Raw genomic sequence first — 17,333 nt, forward strand, 5'->3', positions numbered from 1 at the left:
GCTCAGCCGCGCCGCTGGCGCAGGTAGGCGAGCACCGCCTCGCGGGTGGTCCGCACCCCGAACACCTCGCGCGCCTGGGCGATGCGCCGGTTGGCGGTACGCAGCGACAGGAACTCCGCCGCCGCGGCCGCCGCGATCGTCTCCCCGTTCGCCAGCCGCTCCAACAGCGCCCGCTGCTCCGGGATCAGCACCACCGCCGTGTCGTCCTCCGGCTCGGCCTCCGGGTCCCGGAACACCGGACCGAGCCGCCCCAGGTCGCCGACCAGCGCCCGCCCCACCTCGGTCGACGTGTCGGCGATCGCGACCACCCCGACCCCACGGGCGGCGGCGAGCACCGCCAGCCGCACCGTCTCCAGGTCGGGAACCCGGCCGAACAGCACCACCTTCGCCTCGGACATGTCCCACGTCGACTCGGCCAGGGCGAACCCCTCCCGGGTCAGCCAACCCGCCCGGGCCAGCCGGCGCAGGACCGTGGTCGCGTCCGGCGCCGACGGCACCACGTACCTGGGGGGCTCGCCGCCGCTCACCGCAGCACCTCCAGCGCCAGCGCCGCCGCCTCGGTGCGGGTACGGGCCCCCAACTTGCGCATCCCGGCCCGGATGTGTGTCTCGACGGTCTCCCCGGAGATGCCGAGCTGCCCGGCGATCCGGCGGGTCGGCTCACCCTGCGCCACCAGCCGCAGCACGTCCCGTTCCCGGTCGGTCAGCTCGCTGCCGGACCGGGGGCCCCGGCTGTCGCGGCGTACGGCGTGCCGGCGCAGCGCCCGGTGCGCCCGGCCGACCAGCACGACCAGGCCGGCCTGCTCGGCGAGCTGCTCGGCGGCCAGCAGCGGCGGCACCGCCTGCGCCGGGTCGGACTCGTGCAGGCCGTGCGCGAGCAGGCAGCGGACCTCCTCGCGGACGGACAGGTCGTGCCAGGCCCGCGCCGCGGTCGCGAAGCCGTCGGCGGCGGCCCAGGCGGCCAGGGTCTGCGCGACCGGCGGCAGCCGGTCGGCGGCCGGGTCGGCGGCGAACTCGTCCGGCGCGCCGGCGTCGTACGCCGCCCACCGGGCGGTGATCCGACGCAGCCCGTCGACCAGGGCCGGGCCGCCACGGGCGGTGACCGGCGCGACCGCCCGGTCGGGCTGCCCGTCGAGCCAGGCCGCCTCCCGCCCCACCCAGTCCAGCAGTACGTCCACGGTCGTCGAACCGGTCGGCGCGGTGGCGAGCCGGGCCCGGGCCGGGGCGAGCAGCCCGCCGTCGGCCTCGACGAGGCTCGCGGCCGCGATCGTGTAGCCGCGGGCCAGCACCGGCAGGGTGCGGTCGGTCAGATCACCGGCGCGGCGTACGACCTCGTCGGCGCCGCCGCCGCGCAGCGCGGTGCACCACAGCTGGGCGGCCAGGAACCGGGTCTGCCAGCTGTAGGCCAGGTCGGCGGCGCAGGCCTGCGCCGCCTGCTCGGCGGTCTGGGCGGCCTCGGCCAGCCGGCCGTCGGCGGCGAGGGTCTCGACCAGCAGCCACGCGCTCCAGCGGGCGGCCAGCGCCTCGCCGGCCGAGCCGGCCGCGGCCGCCGCCGACGCCAGCGCGTGCTCCCAGCCCGGGGTGCGGCCGGCGGCGTGGACCGCGGCGACGGCGGCCCGCAGCCCCGGGTGGGCGGGCGGGTCGCCGTGCCGGGCGACGATCGCCGCGGCGGTCGCCGCCGCACCGTCGGGATCGCCGGCGAGCTGGGCGAGCAGCAGCACCCGGTCGCGGCCGGCGACGTGGGCCGGGGCGGCCGAGTCGGGTACGGGTGCCGCGGCCTCCCGGGCGGCGGCGAGGTCGCCGGTCTGCAGCAGCGCCTCGGCGCGCAGGACCGCGGCGTCGACGCCGAGCGGGAACGTCGTGGTCAGCACCCGGGCGGCGGCGCGGGGCCGGCCGCTGGCCAGGGCGGCGCCCGCGGCGTCGACGCGTACGGCCGGTGGCGGGTCGACGCCCGGCAGGCCGCAGGCGAGCAGGAGGAGTTCGGCGCGTTCGCCGGCGGTGGTGGCGCCGGCGGCGGCGGCGACCGCGTGCGTGTACGCGGCGTCGGTGTCACCGGCGGCGGCGAGGTGCCGGGCGGCCTCCCGGGCCGGTACGAGCTCGGCGAGGCGGCGGTGCAGGGCGCGGCGGCCCTCGTCGTCGAGCAGGCCGGCGGCGACCTCGGCGACGTACGGCGACACCGGTACGACGGTGCCGTCCGCGTCGGCGGCGACCAGGCCGGCGCCGGTGAGTTCGTCGACGCCGGCGCCGAGGACCGCGGTGGTGGCCGGCCGGCCGAGCAGACCGAGGGCCGCCATCGCGGTGCGGGCCGGGCGGGTCAGGTCGGACAGGGCGGCCGCGACCGCGTAGCCGACCTGGTCGATGTCGTCGTCGGCGGCGGCCGGTGCCGCGGCACCGCGCCGGGTGGCGGCGTGCCGGGCCAGCGTCTCCGCCGCCAGCGGCACCCCGCCGGCACGGCGTACGACGTCGGAGACGGTGGCGGGGTCGAGGCCGGGGGCGACCCGGCGGACGAGTTCGGTGGCCGCGTCGGGGTCCAGTGCCGGCATGCTGAGCCAGCCGGCGGCGACGGTCCGCAGCGCGGCGACGGCTTCGGCCGGCAGCCGGTGCGGGGTCCGCAGCGCCACCACGATCCGGCAGTGCGCGGCGAGCGGGACGAGGGCGGCGACGGTGGCCGGGTCGGCCCACTGCAGGTCGTCCAGGAGCAGCAGGCCGGCGCGGACCCGGGAGCGGACCGCTTCGGCGAGCAGGGCCGGGTCCTGGGCGGGCAGGCGCACCTTGACCGCCCGGGTCAGCGCGAACGCCGGCACTGCGGAGAGCATGGCCAACCCGCCGCCGGCGAACACCGGGCCGCGGAACGCGGCACCGAGTCCGGAAAGGACGGTGCTGCGGCCGCTGCCCGGGCCGCCGGTGACGACGACCAGGCCCGGTGCGGTCAGCAGCGCGGTCGCCTCGTCGACGACGGTGCGCGGCCGGCCGGTGGCGGCCTGGCCGTCGAGGGCGCGGTCGGCGATGTCGCCGCCGGGTGCGTGACGCACACGTCCTCCCCTGACACTGGGCTCGGCGCCCCGTCGGGTGAGACGGTGGCACGAACATGGGATCCTGCGCCGGCAGGATATTCGTAGTGTGAGGTCCGGCAGGGACGCTGCGCCCCGCCGATTGTCGAAAGGGACGACCACCGAGATGAGCGAGCAAGGCCACCGGACCCCCGTCATTGTTGCCGACCGTACCGCCGGCTGACGAGTCATGGGTCCAGGTCCGCTCAGTGTCCGTGTCGCTGCTCTGTGTGACGAAGTTGGTCCGAGAGTCGGCCCCAGCGCTCAGGCGCAGGTGTTCGGCATTCGTCGCCGGCTCGACGAACCGTTGCGGGTGGCCATCGCCGGACGTCTGAAAGCCGGAAAGTCGACACTTGTTAACGCACTAATCGGACGCCGGGTGGCGCCCACGGAGGTCGGTGAGTGCACCCGGATCGTCACCCAGTTCCGCTACGGCACCGCCGACCGGGTCGACGTCGTACGCCGCGACGGCCACCGGGTCAGCCTTCCGCTGGACGAGTCGGGGATGATCCCGCAGCGGCTCGGGGTGGCCCGTGCCGACATCGCGTTCGTCGACGTGACACTGACCAGTGACCACCTCCGCGAACTGACCGTGGTGGACACCCCGGGTCTGTCCTCGACGAACACCGCGGTCAGCGCCAACGCGCAGCGGTTCCTGTTCAGCGACGGCAGCGCCCCGTTCGACGACGACATCGACGACGACTCCGTCGGGGCGATCTCCGGCGCCGAGGCGATCATCTACGTGTTCACCCAGTCGGTCCGCGACGACGACCTGCAGGCGCTGGAGGCGTTCCGGTCGGTGTCGGCCCGGCTGGCCAGCAACCCCATCAACTCCCTCGGCCTGTTCAACAAGGTCGACAAGCTGGTCGGGGCGATGGCCGACCCGTGGCCGGTGGTCGGGCCGCTGGCCGCCGACCAGACCAAGGTGCTGCGCCGGGTCGTCTCCGACGTGGTCCCGGCGATCGGGCTGCTCGCCGAGACCACCGAGGCCGGCCGGCTCACCGCCGCCGACTGCGAGGCACTGCGTACGCTCGGTCAGCTGCCGCAGAGCGAGCGGCTGGTGCTGCTCGCGTCGGTGGACCTGTTCACGTCCCGCGAGTGCGTGGTGCCGCGCGAACAGCGCGAACGGCTGCTGCGGCTGCTCGACCTGTACGGCATCGGCTTCGCGATCGCGCAGCTGGCCGCCCGGCCCCAACTGGCCAGCGGCGACCTGGTCCGGATGCTGTTCCAGGCGTCCGGGTTCCCGCGCCTGAAGCAGACCCTCGACCAGGCGTTCCGGTGGCGTACCGACGCCATCAAGGCCGGCTGGGGCCTGTCCAGCCTGGAGAAGATCGCCAGCCACACCGAACGGCCGCAGGACCGCGAGCTGCTGCGCGACGCCATCGAGCGGGTGCTCCAGCAGCCGGAATACCACCGGCTGCGGCTGCTGGAGGTGGCCCAGCAGGTCACCACCGGCTCGGTGGAACTGCCCGAGCCGATGGAGCAGGAGCTGACCCGGCTGGCGCTGTCCAACGACGCGCAGTGGATCCTCAACCTGCCCAACGCCGGCCTCGACCAGCTGGTCAAGGCGGCCCTGGAGGCGGCGACCCGGTGGCGGGTCTACGCCGTGGCCGGTGCCAGCCCCGCCCAGTCGCGGGTGGCGCTCGTCGCCCACCGTGGCTTCTACCTGCTGTCGCAGCAGATGCGGGCGGGCGGGGGCATGCGGTGAACAACAACGCGTACGGGGCGGCCGTCCGGCCGTCACCAGTTGATCATCCGGTAGCCGCGGCGACCGCGCGGACCACGGACGCAGACGAAAGGTGCCCGATGTGACCACGACCGCCAACGCCAAACCCGAGGCGGCCCTGGGCAAACTGCTCACCGCGGCGGTCGACTCCTCGCAGGCGTTCCTGCGCAAGATCGACCCGGATGCCGCCGCCGACATCGACGCGTTCCGCCGCCGCCAGGTCACCCGGCCGTCCATCGTGGTCGTCGGGGAAACCAAGCGCGGCAAGAGCTCCCTGGTCAACGCGCTGATCGGGGTGCCGAACCTGTCGCCGGTGGACGCCGCCGTGGCCACCGCCACCTACCTCGAGTTCGTGCACGCCGAGACACCCGGCGCCAAGGCGTGGCTGCCCGGCCGCGAGGACCCGGTGCCGCTCGGCCTGAACGACCTGCGCGACTGGGGCACCGCCTTCGGCCGGCTGCCCGAGGGCGTCCGCCCGCCCCGGCGGATCGAGGTCGGGCACACCGCCCCGCTGCTGCAGTACCTGACGCTCGTCGACACCCCCGGCACCGGCGGCCTCGACCCGATGCACGTCGAGATCGCCCTCGACGCCGTCGAGAAGGCCAGCGCACTGCTCTTCGTCGTCGACGCGTCCGGGCCGTTCGCCAAGCCCGAACTCGACTTCCTCATCGAGGCCAGCAAGCGGGTCAACTTCGTGGTGTTCGCGCTGACCAAGACCGACGCCTACCCGGGCTGGCGGACGATCTGGGACGACGACCGCGGCCAGCTCCAGACCCACGCCCCCCGGTTCGCGTCCGCGCCCTGGTATCCGGTCTCGGCCCGGCTGGCCGAGCTCGCGATGACGCTGCCCCGCGAGGCCGCGCCCGAACTGATCCGCGAGTCGCGGATCGCCGAACTCCAGCACGCCCTGATCGCCCTGGCCGGCAAGGGGCACCTGCTCCAGCAGGCCAACGTGCTGCGGACCATCCGCTCCGAGGTCATCCGGCTCGACCTCGAGATCACCGACCGGATGAAGGCCACCGACCCCGACCCGGCCGACTCCGAGAAGGCCAAGAAGGACCGGGCCGCGCTCGCCGCCCGTAAGCGCACCGACTCCCGCCAGTGGTCGCTGGCGCTGAACACCGAGACCCAGCGGGCCCGGGTCGAGGCCACCGGCCGGCTGCGCAACTACGTCAGCAGCCTCCAGGAGGACTTCCTCGGCAAGATCGAGAAGTCGAAGGGCGACGACCTGAAGAACCTCCCCCAGGAGGTCGACCGGGCCCTGCACGCGCTGTCCGTACGGCTGTCGCACGAACTGGAGTTCCGCTTCCGCAAGGTCGGCGAGCGGGTCCTCGCCCAGGTGTTCGCGCCGCACGAACTCCAGCACGTGCTGCGCCGGCTCAACGCCACCCTGCGCCACGCCCTGGCCAGCAAGCCCCGCCGCGAGGGCGGCAACGGCGACAACATCATGATCGCCATGTCGGCCGGTGGCATGGCGATGATGGCCGGCCGCGGCGCGATGGCCGGCGCGTCCGCGCTCGGCGCCGGCGCCCTGGTCGGCGGCGGCCTGCTGATCCCGTTCGCCGGCGTCGGTCTCGGCCTGGCCGCCGGCGCGTTCCTCATCTACAAGCGCCGCGTCCAGACCGACCGGCAGCAGGCCAGGGTCTGGCTGCGCGAGGTGCTCGGCGAGGCCCGCGCCGCGATCTCCGACGAGATCATGCACCGGTTCACCGACCTGCAGTACGCGCTGACCCTGGCCCTCGACGACGCCATCGAGCGCCGGCTGGCCCAGCTCGACGCGCACATCGCCGCGATCGACAAGGCGATGGCCGAGGACAAGGCCAGCCGGGCCAAGCGTAAGGCCGCGCTCCAGACCGAACGCGAAGCGCTGCGGGCCCGCGTCAAGCAGGTCGACGAGGTCCTCGTCCGGGCCCGGGCGATCCAGCCCGCCCAGGCACAGGAGGCGGCGTCATGAGCGGGCGAATCAGTTGGCTCGGGTGGAGTCATGACGGCTCGGAGTGCAGCGGAGAGGCGTCATGAGCGAGCGGAGCGGGCGAATCAGTTGGCTCGGGTGGAGTCATGACGGCTCGGAGTGCAGCGGAGAGGCGTCATGACCGACAACTGGGACCAGTGGCCCGAGGATGACGGCTTCGAGGACGGCGACACCGCCAACCTCGACGACCTTCAGGGCGGGTTCGCCGAAGACGGGTACGCCAGCGAGGGGTTCGGCCCGGCCGACGACCTGCCCGGCGGCGACACCTCCGGCGAGGAGCCGGCCGAGGTGCCGTTCGGCGCGCCGCTCGGTTACGGCGACCTCGTCGACCAGGCCCCGGACGCCGAACCGCTCGACGCGGACACCGGGCTCGACGAGCCGGCACCGGCCGCCGAGTCGGGCTTCGGCCCCGCCGACGCCCCGGTCGGCGCCGACCCCGACCTCGACCCGCACGGCGACGGCGAGTCGTGGCCGGATTCGACGTTCCCGCCGGCGCTCGACCTCGGCGCCCCGCCGGAGCCGGTCGACGGCTTCCCGTGGACCGACGCCGACACCCTCGGCGCCGGCGACGCCGCCCCGCTACCCGACCCGGGTACGGCGTACGCCGATGCCCCGCCGGCCGACGACCTGGCCGCGTACGCCGGCACCGAGACCCCGGCCGGCGGCGACCCGTGGACGACCCTGGCCGCCTCGGACGACCCGGCGACCAGCAACCTGGCCCGCTTCTGGGCCCCCGGCACGGCCTGACGCCCGGCGGCGGCCCCGCCCGACCGGGGGCCGGGCGTGCGGGGCACCTGTCGCCTTCACGGGCCACAGCGGATTCGCTGTATCCACGCTGAATTCGCTGTGGCCCGCAACAGCAGGTCCTTCCGGCCGAACCCCGTGTCAAGGCCACGCGCCGTGCCCCTGCGGCGCTGGCCGGCAACGGGGCGTCGAGAGACGTCGTGATCGTCTGCTGTCCAGGCAGTCCGAACCCGGCGTGTCGAGTGCCGGAACAGCAGACGATCGAGGCACCCGACCGGGTGCGCGGCGGCTCCGGGCGGCGGCGGCATGCGAGGCCACCCGACCCGGGGTGCGCGGCGGCTCCGGCCGCCGGGCGGCGGTGGCGGCATGGAGTGCCGCGAACCGGGAACCACAGGCTGCCGGCATCGACACCGAAAGGCCCTGTGTTGACACCTCCTGTCGTACCGCGTCGTGCCGTCCTGGCCGGGCTCGCCGTCACCGTCACCGTCGTGCTGGCCGGGTGCGGCCGCGGCGGCGAATACTCCTCCGGAACCGATCACGGCGCGGCCGCGACGGTGCCGGCCGGTGCCGCGGCGGGCACCACGACGACGTTCAACGACGCCGACGTGACGTTCGCCCAGACGATGGTCCCGCACCACCGGCAGGCGGTGGAGATGGCGGTGCTGGCGCAGACCCGCGCCGAGAACACCGACGTCAAGGCGCTCGCCGACCGGATCCGGGACACCCAGCAGTCGGAGATCGACACGATGACCGGCTGGCTGGCGGCGTGGGGCCGGCCGGCGCCGATGCCGGGCGCCGGGCACGGAACGTCTCCGCCGGGGACGGCGCATCCGATGCCGGGAATGCTGTCCGACGCCGACATGAAGAGCCTCGCCGACGCCCGGGGAACCGCGTTCGACCAGCAGTTCCTCACCATGATGATCGCCCACCACCAGGGTGCCGTCACGATGGCCAGGGAGGAGATCGCGAAGGGGAGCAACGCCGACGCGAAGGCTCTCGCCGAGCGGATCGTCACCGAACAGCAGGCCGAGATCACCGCGATGCGCGACATCCTGAGCCGCCTCTAGTCACCCCGCCCCGGTCCGGGGACGGCCGGGCACCGGACGGTGCCCGGCCGTCGGCCGGCTCAGGCGGTCGAGACGAGCAGCACGACGACGGCGATGACCACCATGACGGCCAGGGCCAGCGTCCACACCTTCGCCGGCTCCTCGTACCAGGACTTTTCCGGCTGGCGCGGTGCCATCACCGGCGGTCGGGGCGTCGGCACCGGCCGCGGCTGGTGCTGCTGCGGCGCGGCGACCGGTGGCCGGGCCGGCTGCGGCTGCTGCGGTGGCGGGACCATCCGGGGCGGCTGCGGTCCCGCCGGTGCCGCCGAGACCGGGCGGGTCGGCTGCGGCGGGCCCGCCGACACGGGCCGGGCCGGCTGCTGGGGCGGGTACGGCGGTCCGCTGCGCGGCGGCGCGACCGGCTGGCGCACCATGCCGGGCCGGGCCGGCGGACCGGGTGCCGGCCGCGCCGGTACGGCCCGCGGCACGCCGGAATGGCCCTGGCCGGCGCCGCCGGTCGGGGCACCGAAGCACAACGCCCCCTCGGCGACGACCGTCTCCGGCTGCTCCAGCGTCGTCGGCGGCAGCCCCAACTCGCTGTGGATCAGGTGCGCGGCCAGCGGGATCCGGCTCGACCCGCCGACCAGGAAGATCCCGACCAGGTCGGCCGGCCGCAGCCGGGCCGCCGTGATCGTCTGGGCCAGGCAGGTGACCGTACGCATCAGCCCCGGCCGGATCAGCGCCTCGAACTCCTCGCGGGTGATGTGCGCCGAGATGTCCAGCGCCGGCAGGTGGATGTCGGCGCTGGTGGTGCGCGACAGCATCTCCTTGGCCCCGCGTACGTCGTCGTAGAGCAGCGTGCGCTGCCGGCGCTGACCGGCGTCGGCCGGGCTGATCACCGAGTTCCACATCATCGTGTGGTCGGTCGAGTAGCCGCGACCCAGGTGCTCCACCAGCGCCTGGTCGAAGTCGAGGCCGCCGAGTTCACCCAGGCCCTGCTCGGCCAGCACCTCGAACCCGGCCTGGGTGCGGCGTACGACGGTGGCGTCGAAGGTGCCCCCGCCCAGGTCGTAGATGCCCAGCGCCCGGCCGACCGGGACCGCCGTACCGAGCACCGCCGTGTAGTACGACGCGGCCGCGACCGGCTCGGCGATCAGCCGGGGTGCGGGCAGGCCCGCGGCCCGTGCCGACTCGACCAGGACCGCCCGGCGCCGCTCGCCCCACTGCGCCGGATGCGTCATCCGCAGCTCGTCGCACGGGCCGCCGAGCTGCCGCTGCGCCTCGGTCGCGATCCGCCGCAGCACCGCCGCGACCACCTGCGGCAACGGCAGCTCCTGGTCGCCGAGCAGCACCACACCGTCGTCGACGCGGCGTTTCGGGTTTGGTTCGTAGCGCGACGGGTCGATGCGGGCCGACCGCTCGGCGTCCCGGCCGACCAGCATCCGCCCGTCGGCGTCGAGGTAGACGCACGACGGCTGCAACGGCGAACCGTCGAAGAGCAACGGCCGCGCCCGGCCGTCCGGGCCACGCACCATCGCCACCGTGTTGGACGTGCCGAAGTCGACACCGAGCACCCGCATGCGCGTCACGATACTGTGCCCGCGCGCGTCCCCTGCGTACCGCCGAACACCGGGCCGACCACGCCCGGCCGGGTGTCGTCCACCCGCCGGCCAACCGGGCCGGGCATACTGCGCACCGTGCCGCACCCCCATCCGTACCTCGACGCGCCCGGTCCGCTCGCGTTCGCGCACCGTGGCGGCGCCGCGCAGGGTGACGAGAACACCGCCGAGGCGTTCGCGCGGGCCGTCGCGCTGGGCTACCGGTACGTCGAGACCGACGTGCACGCCACCGCCGACGGTGTCGCCGTCGTCCTGCACGACCCGACCCTGGACCGGGTCGCCGGGGTCTCCGGCCGCATCGCCGACCTGCGCTGGAAGGACCTCGCCGCGGTACGGGTCGGCGGGGCGGCGGTCGTGCCGCGGCTGGACGACGTGCTCGCCGCGTGGCCGGAGGTCCGGTTCAACGTCGACGTGAAGTCCGACGCCGGGGTCGAGCCGGCGGTCGCCGACGTACGGCGGGCCGGGGCCGGCGACCGGGTGCTGCTCGCCTCGTTCAGCGACGCCCGGCTGAACCGGCTGCGGGCCCTGGCCGGCCCGTCGATCGCGACGTCGCTCGGGATGCGTTCGGTCGCCCGGCTGCGGCTGGCGTCGCTGCACGGGCGGCGGATCACGCTGCCGCCGTCCGTCGTCGCGGCGCAGGTGCCGGTGCGGTACGGCCGGATCCCGGTCGTCGACCGCCGGCTGATCGCGTACGCCCACCGGCTGGGGTTGCACGTGCACGTCTGGACCATCGACGAACCCGCCCAGATGGACGGGTTACTGGATCTGGGTGTGGATGGCATCATGACCGATCACGTCGACGTGTTGCGTGACGTCTATCTCCGCCGCGGCCACTGGACCGCCTGACCCCCCGGGAAAACTCCGATGGCCGACACCGCCACCGCCGCGGGCGACACCGCCACGCCGCCGCAGCCGCCGCACAGCACCCGCCGCGAGCGGACCGGCTGGTATTTCTACGACTGGGCGATGTCGGCGTTCTCGACCACCGTCATCACCGTCTTCCTCGGCCCGTTCCTGACCAGCATCACCGAGGTCGCGGCCGGCTGCGAACTGGGCGCCGCCGACTGCACCGGATACGTCTACCCGCTCGGGATCAAGGTCGCCGCCGGCGCCTACTTCCCGTACCTGGTGTCGCTGTCGGTGTTCCTGACCGTGTTCGTGCTGCCGGTCACCGGGGCGATCGCCGACCGGTCGGCGCACAAGAAGCGGCTGCTGGCCGTCGCCGCCTTCCTCGGTTCCGGCGCGACGATCGCGATGGTGTTCGTCACCGGCGACCGCTACCTGCTCGGCGGCGCCCTGTTCGTGTTCGCCAACGTGAGCTTCGGCGCGGCCGTCGTCGTCTACAACTCGTTCCTGCCGCAGCTCGGCGGCCCCGACGACCGGGACGGGATCTCCAGCAAGGGCTGGGCGCTGGGCTATCTCGGCGGCGGCCTGCTGCTGATGCTGAACCTGGTCGTCGTCACCCTGTTCAGCGAGGAGGGCAACCCGCAGCGGACCCTGGACCTGGCCCGCTGGTCGATCGTGTCGGCCGGTGTGTGGTGGGCGGCGTTCACCCTGGTCCCGCTGTTCTGGCTGCGGGAGCGGCCGTCGGTGGAGGCGGCCGCCGGCGGCGTACGCGGCAACGTGCTCCTCGACGGGTTCAAGCAGCTCGGCCACACCATCAAGGGCCTCAAGGCGTACCCGTTGACGCTGTTCTTCCTGCTGGCGTTCCTGGTCTTCAACGACGGCATCCAGACCGTCATCGCGTTGGCCAGCCAGTACGGCACCGAGGAGCTGCGACTCGACCAGACGACGCTGATCGTGACGATCCTGCTGGTGCAGTTCCTGGCGTTCGGCGGCGCGCTGCTGCTCGGCGGCGTGGCCAAGCGGATCGGCGCGTGGAAGACGGTGCTGATGAGCCTGGTGCTGTGGACCGGGGTGATCCTGGCCGCGTTCTGGCTGCCGGCCGAGGCGCCGATCCCGTTCATGATCCTCGGCGCGGCGATCGGTCTGGTCCTCGGCGGCAGCCAGGCGCTGAGCCGGTCGCTGTTCAGCCAGCTCATCCCGGCCGGCAAGGAGGGCGAGTACTACGGCTTCTACGAGATCAGCGACAAGGGCACCAGCTGGCTCGGTCCGCTGGCGTTCGGTCTGGTGTTCCAGCTCACCAACAGCTACCGGGTCGGCCTGGTGTCGCTGCTGATCTTCTTCGTGGTCGGCTTCCTGCTGCTGCTCGCGGTGCCGATGCGTAAGGCGATCATCGCGGCCGGCAACACTCCGCCCCGGGTCCTGTGATGATCGGTCGGGCCCGTTCCCGGTACGCTGCCCGACCGTGACCGTCGACGACTCCGCCCTGTCCCCCGCCTGCCTGGTCGCCGGCGACGGCCGGCTGCGCCACGGCGCCGCCCTGAAGTTCTTCTGGGGCCGATGGACTGCGGAAAGTCCACGATGGCCTTGCAGATGAACTACAACCACGCCCGGCAGGGCCGGCGCGGCATCGTGCTGACCCGCATCGACCGGTCGCTGGGGCCGCAGGTCACCACCCGGATCGGCCTCGCCCACGAGGCGATCGAGGTCACCGACGACCTCGATCTGCGGGCGCTGGTGCGGGGCCGGTGGGCCGACGGCGAACGGGTCGACTACCTCATCTGCGACGAGGCGTGCTTCTACAGCGTGGAGCACGTCGAGCAGATGGCCGAACTCGTCGACTGCTACGACGTCGACGTGTTCGCGTTCGGGCTGGCCAGCGACTTCCGCTCGGAACTGTTCCCGGCCGCCCGGCGGCTGTTCGAACTCGCCGACGAGGTCGCCCGGATCCAGGTCGAGGTGCTGTGCTGGTGCGGCCGGGAGGGGCAGCTCAACGCCCGGATCGTCGACGGCAAGGTGGCCCGGGAGGGCGCCCAGGTCGTCATCGGCGACACCGTCGACCACGGCGACGTGCGCTACCAGGTGCTGTGCCGGCGCCACCACCGCACCGGCGACCTCGGCCCGGTGCGCGCATGACCGAGCGCAGCGAGGTCGTCATCGGGCCCAGGGCACGTCGTGCGGGCACCGAGCGTAGCGAGGGGGCCGTATGACCACTTCCCTTCCGGTCACCGTCGACACCTCGTCGCCGGTCGCGCCGTACGAGCAGGTCCGGGCGGGGATCGCGGAGCTGGCCGCGACCGGCCGGCTGGCCGCCGGCACCCGACTGCCGACCGTACGCCGACTCGCCGAGGATCTCGGGCTGGCCGCCAACACCGTCGCCCGCGCCTACCGGGAGCTGGAGCAGGCGGGACTGGTCGAGACCCGGGGCCGGCACGGCACGTTCGTGACCGCGCAGGCGGGCGGGGTGCCGGACGAGGCCCGGCGGGCGGCGGCCGACTACGCGGCGCTGACCCGCCGGCTGGGCCTGCCGCCGGATCAGGCGCTGGCCCTGGTCGCCGCCGCCCTCGACACCGGCGGCTGACGATCGGCGGGCCGGTGGTCTAACGTCGGGCAGACCCCGCCGCCGACGCCGAGGAGTCCATCGATGGCCCGCCACGTCCAGTCCGCGCCCCCACCGGCCGACCCGTACGCCGGTGACCGGCAGCTCAACGCCTGGCTGGACCGGCACCTCGGCCCGGCCGGCCACGCCGCCGCCAAGGACCGGCTGACCGCGCTCGCCGCCGAGGTCGACGGGCCGCTGCGGGCCGCGCACCACGACGCCGAGAACCACCCGCCGACCCTGGTCCGCTACGACGGCTGGGGCGCCCGCGTCGACCGGATCGAGACCAGCGCCGGCTGGCAGGCGCAGCGGGCCGCCGCCGCCCGGCACGCCGTCGTCGCCCTGCCGTACCAGGACGAGGCCCGGGCCACCTGGGGCGCCGCCGCCCGCGTCGTCCAGCACGCCCTGCTGCACCTGTACGCCCCGGAGTCCGCGACGTTCTCCTGCCCGGTGGCGATGGCCGACGGGGCGGCGGCGGTGCTGTCCCGCCCGGATGTCGACCGGGCCGTACGCGACGCCTGGCTGCCCCGGCTGACCGGCACCGACCCCGACACGGCGATCACCAGCGGGCAGTGGATGACCGAGGCGCAGGGCGGTTCCGACCTGGCCCGCTCCACCACCGTCGCCCGTCCGGCCGGCGACGGGAGCTGGCGGCTCACCGGCGAGAAGTGGTTCTGTTCCGCCGCCGACTCGGCGATGGCGATCGCGCTGGCCCGACCGGAGGGTGCCGGCCCCGGCAGCCGGGTCCTCGCCCCGTACCTGGTGCCCCGGTACGCCGCCGACTCGCCGCTCGCCGCCGGCGCCGCACCGGACGCACCGGCGCCCGGCGTCACCGTGCACCGGCTCAAGGACAAGCTCGGCACCCGGGCGCTGCCGACCGCCGAGATCGGCCTGCGCGACGCGTACGCGCTGCCGGTCGGCGACCCCGGCCAGCTCGGCCTGGTCCGGGCGATGACCCTGGTCGTCGTCACCCGGGTCCACAACGCGTCCGCCGCCGCGAGCGGCATGCGGCGCGGCCTGGCGTACGCCCTCGCGTACGCCGGGGCCCGGCAGATCGCCGGCGGGCGGCTCGCCGACTCGCCGCTGCACCGGGCCACGCTCGGTACCCTCGCCGTCGACACCGCCGGCGCGTTCGTCCTCACCGGACACACGTTCGCGCTGCTCGGCCGGGTCGAGGTCGGCGCCGACCCGGACGCCGCCGCCGAACTGCGCGTCGTCGCCCCGCTGGCCAAGCTCGCCACCGGCCGGCTCGCCGCCGCGGCCGCCGGCGAGTACGTGGAGGCGTTCGGCGGCGCCGGCTACGTCGAGGACACCGGTGTGCCCCGGCTGCTGCGCGACGCCCAGGTGCTGCCGATCTGGGAGGGCACCACCAACGTGCTCGCCCTGGACGTGCTGCGTGCCGTCACCCGCGAGAACGCCGCCCCGCCGCTGCTACGCCGGCTCGACGCCGCCGCCGACCTGGCCCGTACCCGGTCGCCGCTCGTCGCCGACATCCTGGCCGGGGCGACCGCCCGGCTCCGCGAGGCGTTGACCGAGGTCGCCGCCGACCCGACGGCGGCGCAGGTCGTCGCCGGGGCGCGCGGGCTGGCGCTGCGGATGGCGTACGCCCTGACGACGGCGCTGCTGGTCGAGCAGGCCGACTGGGGTGACGAGCAGGCGGAGGTGGCGGCCCGGCTGTGGGCCCGGCGCTGGCTGCGCGGCGACGACATCGCGATCGACGCGCATCATCATCTTGAGCTGCTGGCCTAGCTTCGCCGTATACCTGCGATCGGGTTCCTGTTTACCGTCAGGCCGCTTTTCCGTGGTGGCTGGTCGCTGCACGCGTCCGCCCCGAATTCAAGCCTTGTACCGAGCTTGCGCAAGCGGATAGCCTATTGATGGCTACAACAGTAGCCACAACTCCCGCAATGGCACCACCAGCGCGTCCATCGGCACAAAAGAGCCCTACACAAAGGCTCGGCACAAACGCGGGGAGGCAACACAATGAGGAAGGTCTGGAAAATCGCTGCCACGATGACGTTGCCGGCGATAGCTGTTCTCGGACTCTCAACCCTTACCAAAACCGACTCCCCGAATTCTTCCACACCAGCGCCACCCGCCACAAGAAGTAATTCGATCGTCGACACGACAGCCGCGGGCCCCTTCAACATCTACAACCCCGTGACCGGCAAGTGCATGGACCTCGTTGGCGCCGGGGCGGGCCGTCCGGGCGACCCCGTCATTCAGTACACCTGCGACAACACCGAGGCCGACAACCAGCGGTGGTACGTGGACTACCGTCGCGGATTCTCCAGCTTCACCATCCGTAACGCGAAAAGCGGGCTGTGTGTGGACCTGCCGGGCACCGCCGCACCCGCGAACGGGACAGCGCTGATCCAGCGAACCTGTACACCCAGCCCCAACGACAACCAGCTCTTCTATTTCGAAGACGAACTGCTCAGAAACGTCAAGGGTGACAGCTGTGTCGCCGGGGCCGACGGCAACGGCGCGACGCTCGGTACATACATTTGCCTCGTGGCGGACGACCACTGGTGGCAACTACTGTGGTGAGATGAAGGCGGCCTCATTCGGCACCTACTGCCCGCCGTGCGTGAACGTGAATGAATGGTCGTCCACGGAATCGATGTGACGAAGTCGGGTGGGCCCGCGCCGTACGGCGCGGGCCCACCCGACTAGATGGCCGAACCGCCGTGTCGCGAGCGCAGCAGCGGGGCGACCTCGGTCGCGAAGCGTTCCATCTCGGCGAAGTGCGGCTGGAACTGGAACAGGAACGTCTCCACGCCCGCGTCGACGAAGCCGCTGATCCGGTCGGCGATCTGGGCGTAGCTGCCCACGAGGCCGGACAGCGTGCCCCCGTTGGTGCCGACGCTGGCCACGCCGACCGCGTTGCGGCCCATCACCCGGGCCGGGTCGGCGCCCACGATCGGCTTACGCTGCGCCTGCGTGAGCCGCCACAGCCTCTCGAACTCCTCGTCCGCCTCCTCCTGCGTCGGGCGGGCGATCAGGAAACTGGTCAGCCCGAACCGCAGCGGGTCACGGTACGGCCGGGGGCGGGACAGCAGGTCGGCGATGATGGCCTTCACGCCGTCCGGCCCGTCCAGCGGCCGGCCGTTGATCAGGAACACGTCGGCGGCCTCGGCGGCCAGCACCCGGGCCGGCTCCGACTCGCCGCCGAAGTAGACCACCGGCGGGTTGCCGGCGTACGGCCGCGGCCGCAGTCGTAGCTCCTCGACCCGCAGGTGGTCGCCGGCGACCGTCACCGGGCCCTCCCCCCACGCCTGCTCCACGATGGAGAGCCATTCGCGGGAGTAGTCGTAGCGGCGGTCGTGGTCGATCAACGGCAGGCCGAGCTTGGTGATCTCGGGCAGGAACCAGCCCGACACCAGGTTGATCGCGAACCGGCCCGGCTGATGTGGCCGATCTGGGTTGCCATCTTGGCCAGCACGCCGGGGTTGTAGAGGAACGGCTTGATCGCGGCGATGATCTCGATGCGGGAGGTGGCCTCGGCGATCGCCGCCGCCGTGGTCCAGGTGTCGATGACGTCGCCGACGTCGTCGCCGGGGTTGATGGTGTGCTGGGCGATGAGGGTGGTGTCGTAGCCGAGGCGTTCGGCGTCGACGACCGTACGCCGGTTGTCGGCGTAGCTGCCGTCGAGCCGCTCGTCGGGGTGGTCGCGGACGGCCCAGTTGCCGCTGATCGGGGTCCACACCCCCAGGCGCGGTGAGGTGCTCATGG

Annotated in this window: 12 protein-coding genes and 2 pseudogenes; 10 read left to right on the top strand and 4 right to left on the bottom strand. The window is 73.8% G+C overall.

Annotated features, from left to right (window positions below):
* Window positions 1–2: 2 nt before the first annotated feature.
* Window positions 3–527 (bottom strand): LuxR family transcriptional regulator, encoded by a 525-nt coding sequence (locus Prubr_RS29850; protein WP_212818191.1) that lies wholly within the window; start codon window positions 525–527, stop codon window positions 3–5.
* Complete coding sequence (locus tag Prubr_RS29855) at window positions 524–3,031, bottom strand: LuxR C-terminal-related transcriptional regulator (RefSeq protein ID WP_246567829.1); 2,508 nt, start codon at window positions 3,029–3,031, stop codon at window positions 524–526. The genes Prubr_RS29850 and Prubr_RS29855 overlap by 4 nt, the downstream gene beginning before the upstream one ends.
* A 208-nt stretch (window positions 3,032–3,239) precedes the next feature.
* Between Prubr_RS29855 and Prubr_RS29860 the strand changes: the two genes are divergently transcribed.
* From Prubr_RS29860 to Prubr_RS29875, 4 genes are all read left to right on the top strand, one after another.
* Window positions 3,240–4,757, top strand: coding sequence for a dynamin family protein (locus tag Prubr_RS29860; RefSeq protein WP_212818193.1), 1,518 nt, complete (start codon window positions 3,240–3,242; stop codon window positions 4,755–4,757).
* A gap of 100 nt (window positions 4,758–4,857) precedes the next feature.
* Complete coding sequence (locus Prubr_RS29865) at window positions 4,858–6,729, top strand: dynamin family protein (protein ID WP_246567831.1); 1,872 nt, start codon at window positions 4,858–4,860, stop codon at window positions 6,727–6,729.
* A gap of 135 nt (window positions 6,730–6,864) precedes the next feature.
* A complete protein-coding gene (locus Prubr_RS29870; RefSeq protein ID WP_212818194.1) occupies window positions 6,865–7,494 on the top strand; it encodes a hypothetical protein in 630 nt (209 codons plus the stop codon).
* Between the two features lie 419 nt (window positions 7,495–7,913).
* The gene (locus Prubr_RS29875; RefSeq protein ID WP_343221528.1) at window positions 7,914–8,558 is read left to right on the top strand and encodes a DUF305 domain-containing protein; all 645 of its coding nucleotides are present in this window, start codon (window positions 7,914–7,916) and stop codon (window positions 8,556–8,558) included.
* Window positions 8,559–8,617: 59 nt separating this feature from the next.
* Here the strand turns inward: Prubr_RS29875 and Prubr_RS29880 are convergent, their stop codons facing one another.
* Window positions 8,618–10,117, bottom strand: a complete 1,500-nt coding sequence (locus Prubr_RS29880) for an Hsp70 family protein (protein WP_212818195.1) — start codon at window positions 10,115–10,117, stop codon at window positions 8,618–8,620.
* A gap of 117 nt (window positions 10,118–10,234) precedes the next feature.
* Here Prubr_RS29880 and Prubr_RS29885 point away from each other — a divergent pair, with 117 nt between their 5' ends.
* From Prubr_RS29885 to Prubr_RS29910, 6 genes and pseudogenes are all read left to right on the top strand, one after another.
* Window positions 10,235–11,002 (top strand): glycerophosphodiester phosphodiesterase family protein, encoded by a 768-nt coding sequence (locus Prubr_RS29885; RefSeq protein WP_212818196.1) that lies wholly within the window; start codon window positions 10,235–10,237, stop codon window positions 11,000–11,002.
* Between the two features lie 18 nt (window positions 11,003–11,020).
* Window positions 11,021–12,427, top strand: coding sequence for an MFS transporter (locus Prubr_RS29890; protein WP_212818197.1), 1,407 nt, complete (start codon window positions 11,021–11,023; stop codon window positions 12,425–12,427).
* Window positions 12,428–12,464: 37 nt separating this feature from the next.
* Window positions 12,465–13,135 (top strand): annotated as a pseudogene (locus Prubr_RS29895) (thymidine kinase).
* 70 nt (window positions 13,136–13,205) lie between these two features.
* A complete protein-coding gene (locus tag Prubr_RS29900; protein ID WP_212818199.1) occupies window positions 13,206–13,580 on the top strand; it encodes a GntR family transcriptional regulator in 375 nt (124 codons plus the stop codon).
* 63 nt (window positions 13,581–13,643) lie between these two features.
* Window positions 13,644–15,347, top strand: a complete 1,704-nt coding sequence (locus Prubr_RS29905) for an acyl-CoA dehydrogenase family protein (RefSeq protein WP_212818200.1) — start codon at window positions 13,644–13,646, stop codon at window positions 15,345–15,347.
* A gap of 234 nt (window positions 15,348–15,581) precedes the next feature.
* On the top strand, window positions 15,582–16,148 hold the full coding sequence (locus Prubr_RS29910) for an RICIN domain-containing protein (protein WP_212818201.1): 567 nt from the start codon (window positions 15,582–15,584) through the stop codon (window positions 16,146–16,148).
* A gap of 122 nt (window positions 16,149–16,270) precedes the next feature.
* Here the strand turns inward: Prubr_RS29910 and Prubr_RS29915 are convergent.
* Window positions 16,271–17,331, bottom strand: a pseudogene (locus Prubr_RS29915) (LLM class flavin-dependent oxidoreductase).
* Window positions 17,332–17,333 lie beyond the last annotated feature (2 nt).

The organism is Polymorphospora rubra (assembly GCF_018324255.1).
GTDB lineage: Bacteria > Actinomycetota > Actinomycetes > Mycobacteriales > Micromonosporaceae > Polymorphospora > Polymorphospora rubra.